This window comes from Streptomyces sp. NPDC058045, assembly GCF_042885635.1.
GTDB lineage: Bacteria > Actinomycetota > Actinomycetes > Streptomycetales > Streptomycetaceae > Streptomyces.
Window position 1 is genome coordinate 1 of record NZ_JBHVRR010000105.1, and the last position, 5,695, is coordinate 5,695.

The following is a 5,695-nucleotide window of genomic DNA, read 5'->3' on the forward strand; positions in this document are numbered from 1 at the left end:
GTTGCGGATGGCGGCGTCGATGCTCTCGGTCGAAGACCCGACGATCTCGGTCACCCGGTAGACGTGCTCGCTCATGACGGACTCCCTCACCTGTGCCGGCCGGATGTCCAACTTCCGGCCGGCCCCGGGCCGTTGCCGTCCGAGGCCGGGCGCGGTCTCAGAAGCTGATGTGGCTGACGGTGTCCGCTATCGAGTTGAGGAAGCGCTGGATCGACGGCGCCATACCCGACGAGGCCAGGAAGAAGCCGAAGAGGACGGCCACGACGGCGGGGCCCGCTTTGATCGATCCGCCGCGCAGCAGGACGACTAGAACGATCGCCAACAGCAGCACCACTGACAGCGAGATGGCCACAACTGATCACACACCCTCGGTCGGTCAACTTTCCCGGCCCGGGGGGTACGAGCAAGCACTCCCCCGCCAGATCCATCGTGCCACCAACACGCCTGGCCTATGCGGTCGATGACGGATAGTCGGACCGGCGCACTCGGGTGCGCCGGCGCGCACCCGGGCCGCGGGCGGCCAACTGCGGCCCCGGGGGCGGCAATTCGAGTGCCGCTCGTCACAGTTAATTCGGCTTGATCGTTTCCATGCCCACACATCACGTTCGCGGCCAATTCGAATTGCCGTGGAGCGGGACCGCGATGTGCGTCACATCTGGTGCCGTACGCACAGGAAATTCACAGGAATAGGGCCGTCGATCGGTGCCGGATGTCCGGGCGCAAATGTCGCGTACCATCCCATTCACGTCCGAAGTCCCGGCCGTTTCATGGCATTTGGACGATACCGGGTGGGATGTACTGTTCGGTGCGGGAGCGTCGTCGTCAATCCCGGAAGTGCCCTTGTGCGGATCAAGTTCCGTGAATCCGGGGTACCAGCACCGCCGTCCCCACGATGAACTCGGGCGTTTTACGGATTCCCGAGCCGAAGCTAGGGTGCTGGAGATGTTCTACGCCGCCATGACCCCCGAAGCAGCGAGATCACGGATGGATACGCGGACCGCGCGCCAGCGCTCCTGGAACCGGAAGGAGCAGCGGTGAGCAACTCGCTACGTCCGTACGGCCGGCAGGGAGTACCGCTCCCCGAGGCCCAGGACACCGCGGAAGGGGTGCCCACCCCCCGCGCGACGCAGGGGCGGTCCCCCGAGGGGGGCCAGGGGGCCGCGGAGAAGCCCGGCAAGGCGCGGGACCCGTTCTTCGACAACGCCAAGTACCTGGCGATCGTGCTGGTGGCGATGGGCCACTCCTGGGAGCCGCTGCGCGACGGCAGCCGTGCCGCCACCGCGCTCTACATGGTGGTCTACGCCTTCCATATGCCGGCGTTCATCATCATCTCCGGCTATTTCTCCCGCAGTTTCGATATGCGGCCGGACCGGCTGCGGCGGCTGGTGACGGGCGTCGGCGTCCCGTACGTCGTCTTCGAGGTGCTGTACTCGCTGTTCAACCGGTGGGCCAACGACCCCTCGCACGAGATCAGCCTGCTCGACCCCTGGTATCTGACCTGGTTCCTGGTGGCGTTGTTCATCTGGCGGCTGACGACCCCGCTGTGGAAGGTGGTCCGCTGGCCGCTGCCGCTGGCGCTGGCCATCGCCGCGCTGGCCGCCGTCTCGCCGGACATCGGTGACGACCTCGACCTCCAGCGGGTGCTGCAGTTCCTGCCGTTCTTCGTGCTGGGTCTCTGTATGAAGCCGGAGCACTTCCAGTTGGTGCGGCGCCGCTGGGTGCGGATCGCGGCGGTGCCGGTCTTCGCCTTCGCCGGGGTCTTCGCCTACTGGGCGGCGACCCGGATGAACGCGGGCTGGTTCTTCCACCGGGACAGCGCCCAGGAGTTGGGCGCCCCGTGGTGGGCGGGGATCGTGATGACCTTCGCCATGTTCGGCTGCTCGCTGGTGCTGACGGCCTGCTTCTTCGCCTGGGTGCCGGGCCGGGACATGTGGTTCACGGTGCTGGGCGCCGGCACCATCTGCGGCTATCTGCTGCACGGCTTCGTGGTGAAGGCGGCCGAGTTCTACGGCTGGTACGACGACTACCCCTGGCTGCACAAGCCGCTGGGCGAGATCGCGGTGACGGTGTTCGCGGCGTCGCTGGTGACGGTGCTCTGCACCCCGCCGGTGCGGCGCTTCTTCCGCTGTGTGATGGAGCCGGACATGAAGTGGGCGTTCCGGCAGGACCCGGCGCAGGGGGCCCGAGAGCGCGGCCGGACCCCGGCCGCCTGATTCTCCCTGCGGCGGCCCGGGTTTCAGGGCTCGCGGCAGATGAGGAGCAGGGCGCGGTCGTCGTTGACGTCCTTGGCGACCGCCTCGATGAGGTGCCAGGCCGCGCCGTGGAAACCGCCCGCGACATACCGCTCGGCCTCTCCGGTGAGCCGGTCCAGGCCCTCGCTGAGGTCCCGCTCCGAGGTCTCCACCAGCCCGTCGGTGAACAGCATCAGTACGTCGCCGGGGCGCAGGCTGCCCTTCACCGGGTCGAACTGCGCCCCGTCGTACACCCCGAGGAGCGGGCCGTCGGCCGACTTCTCCTCCCAGCGTCCGGTGCCGGCGACGAGCTGGAGGCCCGGCGGGTGGCCGGCGGAGTACAACTCGTAGTCGCCGGAGTCCAGATCGAGGACCAGGTGGATGGAGGTGGCGAAGCCCTCGTCCCAGTCCTGGCGGAGCAGATAGCCGTTGGCGGCGGGCAGGAAGGCGTGCGGGGGCAGCGAGCCGAGCAGCCCGCCGAAGGCGCCGGACAGCAGCAGGGCCCGCGAACCGGCGTCCATGCCCTTGCCGGAGACATCGGTGAGGACGACCTCCAGGGTGCGGCCGCCGCCGGTGCGGGCGGCGACCACGAAGTCCCCGGAGAAGGACTGCCCGCCGGCCGGCCGCAGCGCCATCTCCCGGTGCCAGCCGGGCGGCAGCGCGGGCAGCTTGCTCTGTACCCGGATGCGTTCCCGCAGGTCGAAGAGCATGGTGCCGCCGCGCCGCCAGGGCACCCCGACCCGGCTGCGGAACTGCGCGATGACCAGCCCGAAGAAGCCGCAGGCCGCCACCGTCAGCATCACTCCGGGGGTGACCCGGGAGGGCCCGTCGGCGTAGGGGCCGAGCAGGACCGACTCGACGATGAGGGCGAGGGCGGACGCCGCGTACAGGCCAAGGAGGCTGGCGGGGCGCAGCAGCAGGCCGCCGGCCACGATCGGCAGCACCAGCAGGGCGGGCGCGCACCACACCGGGTCGAACAGGGTGAGGCAGGTGATGACGGGGATGGTGAGGAGCAGGGCGGCGAGTGCGATCCAGTCGGATCCGTCGCCGCGGAAGTAGTCGACGGCGGAGCGGCGCAGCCCGGTGCGCGCCCGGTGGACCCGCTTCTTCAAGCGGGCCGCGGGCGTCTCGGCCTCCGCGCGTAGTCCTCCCATTGCACTGGACCATATCCAGCGAGTGGCTCCCTGTGCAGGGTGGTACCGGATCCTCCGGAACGGGCAAGGGGCAGTGGTGGTACGGGCGTTGGGAAATTGCCTGGCCCGGGATGTGCTCCGGCTGGTAGGGATGCCGCCATGGCGGACTTCACGGAACGGCCGGCGGCACCGGTCGAGCTGCGCACCCTGACAGCCGACGAGCAGCAGGGCTGGTACGACACTCTGCTGCGGGCGTTCGGGGCGCCGGAGCCGCCCGAGATGCGGGCCCTGCGTAACGAGTTGACCGAGACGGACCGGGGGCTGGGGCTGTGGGACGGCGCGGAGTGTGTCGGTACCGCGGGGGCGTTCTCGTTCCGGCTGTCGGTGCCGGGCGGGGAACTGGTGCCGGCGGCGGGCGTCAGCATGGTGTCGGTGGCGGCCACCCACCGGCGGCGCGGGCTGCTGACCCGGTTGATGCGGCGGCAGTTGGACGACGTACGGGCGGCCGGTGAGCCGCTGGCGGTGCTAACGGCCTCGGAGCCGGCGATCTACGGCCGCTTCGGGTACGGCATCGCCACCTGGCACCTCAGCGCGGAGATCGACCCGCGGCTGACCCGCCCCGAAGTCCCCCCGGAGACCGAGGCGGTGCGGGTGCGGTACGCGGATCCGCGGGCGGTGACCGCGGCCTGCGAGGCGGTGTACGCGCGGCTGGTGCCGGGGCGGCCGGGGATGCCGGCGCGGCAGCCGGGCTGGGAGCGACTGCCGCTGCTGGACCCGGAGAGCGACCGGGACGGCGGCTCCGCGTTGCAGTGCGTGCTGGCCGAGCGGGACGGCGAGACGGTGGGCTATGCCCGCTTCCATGTGGTACCGGGCTGGGAGCCCGGGGGTCCGGCGGGCACGGTGCGGCTGAGGGATGTGGAGGCGCTGGATCCGGCGGCGTACGCGGCGCTGTGGCGGTTCCTCTGCGGAATCGATCTGACCTCGCGGATCACGGTCAAGACGCGACCGGTGGACGACGCGCTGCCGCATCTGATGACCGATGTACGGCGCTGCCGGCTCAGCGTGCGGGACGGGCTGTATGCGCGGCTGGTGGAGGTGGGCGCGGCGCTGGCGGCGCGTACCTACCAGGTGCCGGTGGATGTGGTGCTGGAGGTGCGGGACGCCTTCTGCCCCTGGAACGAGGGGCGTTGGCGGCTGTCGGGGGACGCGGCGGGCGCCGTCTGCGAACGCACCGCGGACCCGGCGGAGTTGGCGCTCTCGGTACGGGATCTCGGCTGCGCCTACCTCGGCGGCACGCCGCTCGCCTCACTGGCCGCGGCGGGCCGGGTACGGGAGGTGCGGGCCGGGGCGCTGGCCCCGGTGTCCGCGGCGTTCGGCTCGGCGGTGGCGCCGTGGCTGCCGCACGGTTTCTGAGGGGTCAGCGGGGCTGGCAGGTGGGGCACCAGAAGAGGTTGCGGCCGGCGAGCTCCGCGATGCGGACGGGGGTGCCGCACAGATGGCACTCCTGGCCGGCCCTGCGGTAGACGTACACCTCGCCGCCGTGGTCGTCGACGCGGGGTGGGCGGCCCATCGCCTCGGGGGTGTGCTCGGGGCGGACGGTGTCGATCCGGTTGAACTTGACGCCTTCGCGCATCAGCTCGGCCAGATCGGTCCAGAGGGCGTCCCACTCGCGGCGGGTGAGGTCGCGGCCGGCCCGCAGCGGGTCGATGCCGTGCCGGAAGAGGACCTCGGCGCGGTAGACGTTGCCGACTCCGGAGACCACCTTCTGGTCCATCAGCAGCGCCCCGATGCTGGTACGGCTCCGCGATATCCGCCGGTACGCGCGCTCCGGGCCGTCGCCCTCGGTGTCCTCGGTGCGCAGCGGGTCGGGGCCGAGGCGGTCGTGCACCGCGTCCTTCTCCGCGGCGGTGATCAGGGCGCAGGTGGTGGGGCCGCGGAGGTCGGCGTGGGCGGCGGGGGCGGCGAGGCGGAGGCGGACGGTGTCGGCGGGTGGCGGGGCGGGCGGGGTGCCGAAGCGGTAGCCGCCGAAGAGGCCGAGGTGGATATGGATCCAGCGGTCCGGTCCGAAGCCGAGGAAGAGGTGCTTGCCGTGGGCTTCGGCGGCGGTCAGGGTCGCGCCGTCGAGGAGGGCGGCGCTCTCGGCGAACCGGCCCTGCGGGCTGCTGACGGCGAGCGGCTCACCGAGGAACCGCTCGCGGTGGTCGGCGGCCAGCCGGTGAATGGTGTGCCCCTCGGGCACCCTGTGTTGCGGGTGTAGCGGTTGACGACGATGAGGGACTCCTCCGCCTTGCGGATCTGGAGCCGGTCCCACAGCCGCACCATGCGTTTGGC

6 protein-coding genes are annotated in these 5,695 nt (G+C 71.3%); 2 read left to right on the forward strand and 4 right to left on the reverse strand.

The annotated features are described in order from the left end of the window. Both ACFVST_RS29105 and ACFVST_RS29110 read right to left on the reverse strand, forming a co-directional pair. Positions 1 to 75, reverse strand: a 75-nt coding sequence (locus ACFVST_RS29105) for a dodecin domain-containing protein (protein ID WP_390156599.1), incomplete at its 3' end; no start/stop codon positions are given. Positions 76 to 157: 82 nt separating this feature from the next. Continuing rightward, a complete protein-coding gene (locus ACFVST_RS29110) occupies positions 158 to 352 on the reverse strand; it encodes a hypothetical protein (RefSeq protein WP_390156594.1) in 195 nt (64 codons plus the stop codon). 682 nt (positions 353 to 1,034) lie between these two features. Here ACFVST_RS29110 and ACFVST_RS29115 point away from each other — a divergent pair. Next, the gene (locus ACFVST_RS29115; protein ID WP_390156595.1) at positions 1,035 to 2,213 is read left to right on the forward strand and encodes an acyltransferase family protein; all 1,179 of its coding nucleotides are present in this window, start codon (positions 1,035 to 1,037) and stop codon (positions 2,211 to 2,213) included. A gap of 23 nt (positions 2,214 to 2,236) precedes the next feature. Here the strand turns inward: ACFVST_RS29115 and ACFVST_RS29120 are convergent, their stop codons facing one another. Next, positions 2,237 to 3,385: a PP2C family protein-serine/threonine phosphatase gene (locus tag ACFVST_RS29120; RefSeq protein WP_390156596.1), complete on the reverse strand. Its 1,149-nt coding sequence runs from the start codon at positions 3,383 to 3,385 to the stop codon at positions 2,237 to 2,239. A 138-nt stretch (positions 3,386 to 3,523) separates the two neighbouring features. Here ACFVST_RS29120 and ACFVST_RS29125 point away from each other — a divergent pair, with 138 nt between their 5' ends. Further along, positions 3,524 to 4,777: a GNAT family N-acetyltransferase gene (locus ACFVST_RS29125; RefSeq protein WP_390156597.1), complete on the forward strand. Its 1,254-nt coding sequence runs from the start codon at positions 3,524 to 3,526 to the stop codon at positions 4,775 to 4,777. 4 nt (positions 4,778 to 4,781) lie between these two features. Here the strand turns inward: ACFVST_RS29125 and ACFVST_RS29130 are convergent, their stop codons facing one another. Beyond that, positions 4,782 to 5,603, reverse strand: coding sequence for an Fpg/Nei family DNA glycosylase (locus ACFVST_RS29130; protein WP_390156598.1), 822 nt, complete (start codon positions 5,601 to 5,603; stop codon positions 4,782 to 4,784). Positions 5,604 to 5,695 lie beyond the last annotated feature (92 nt).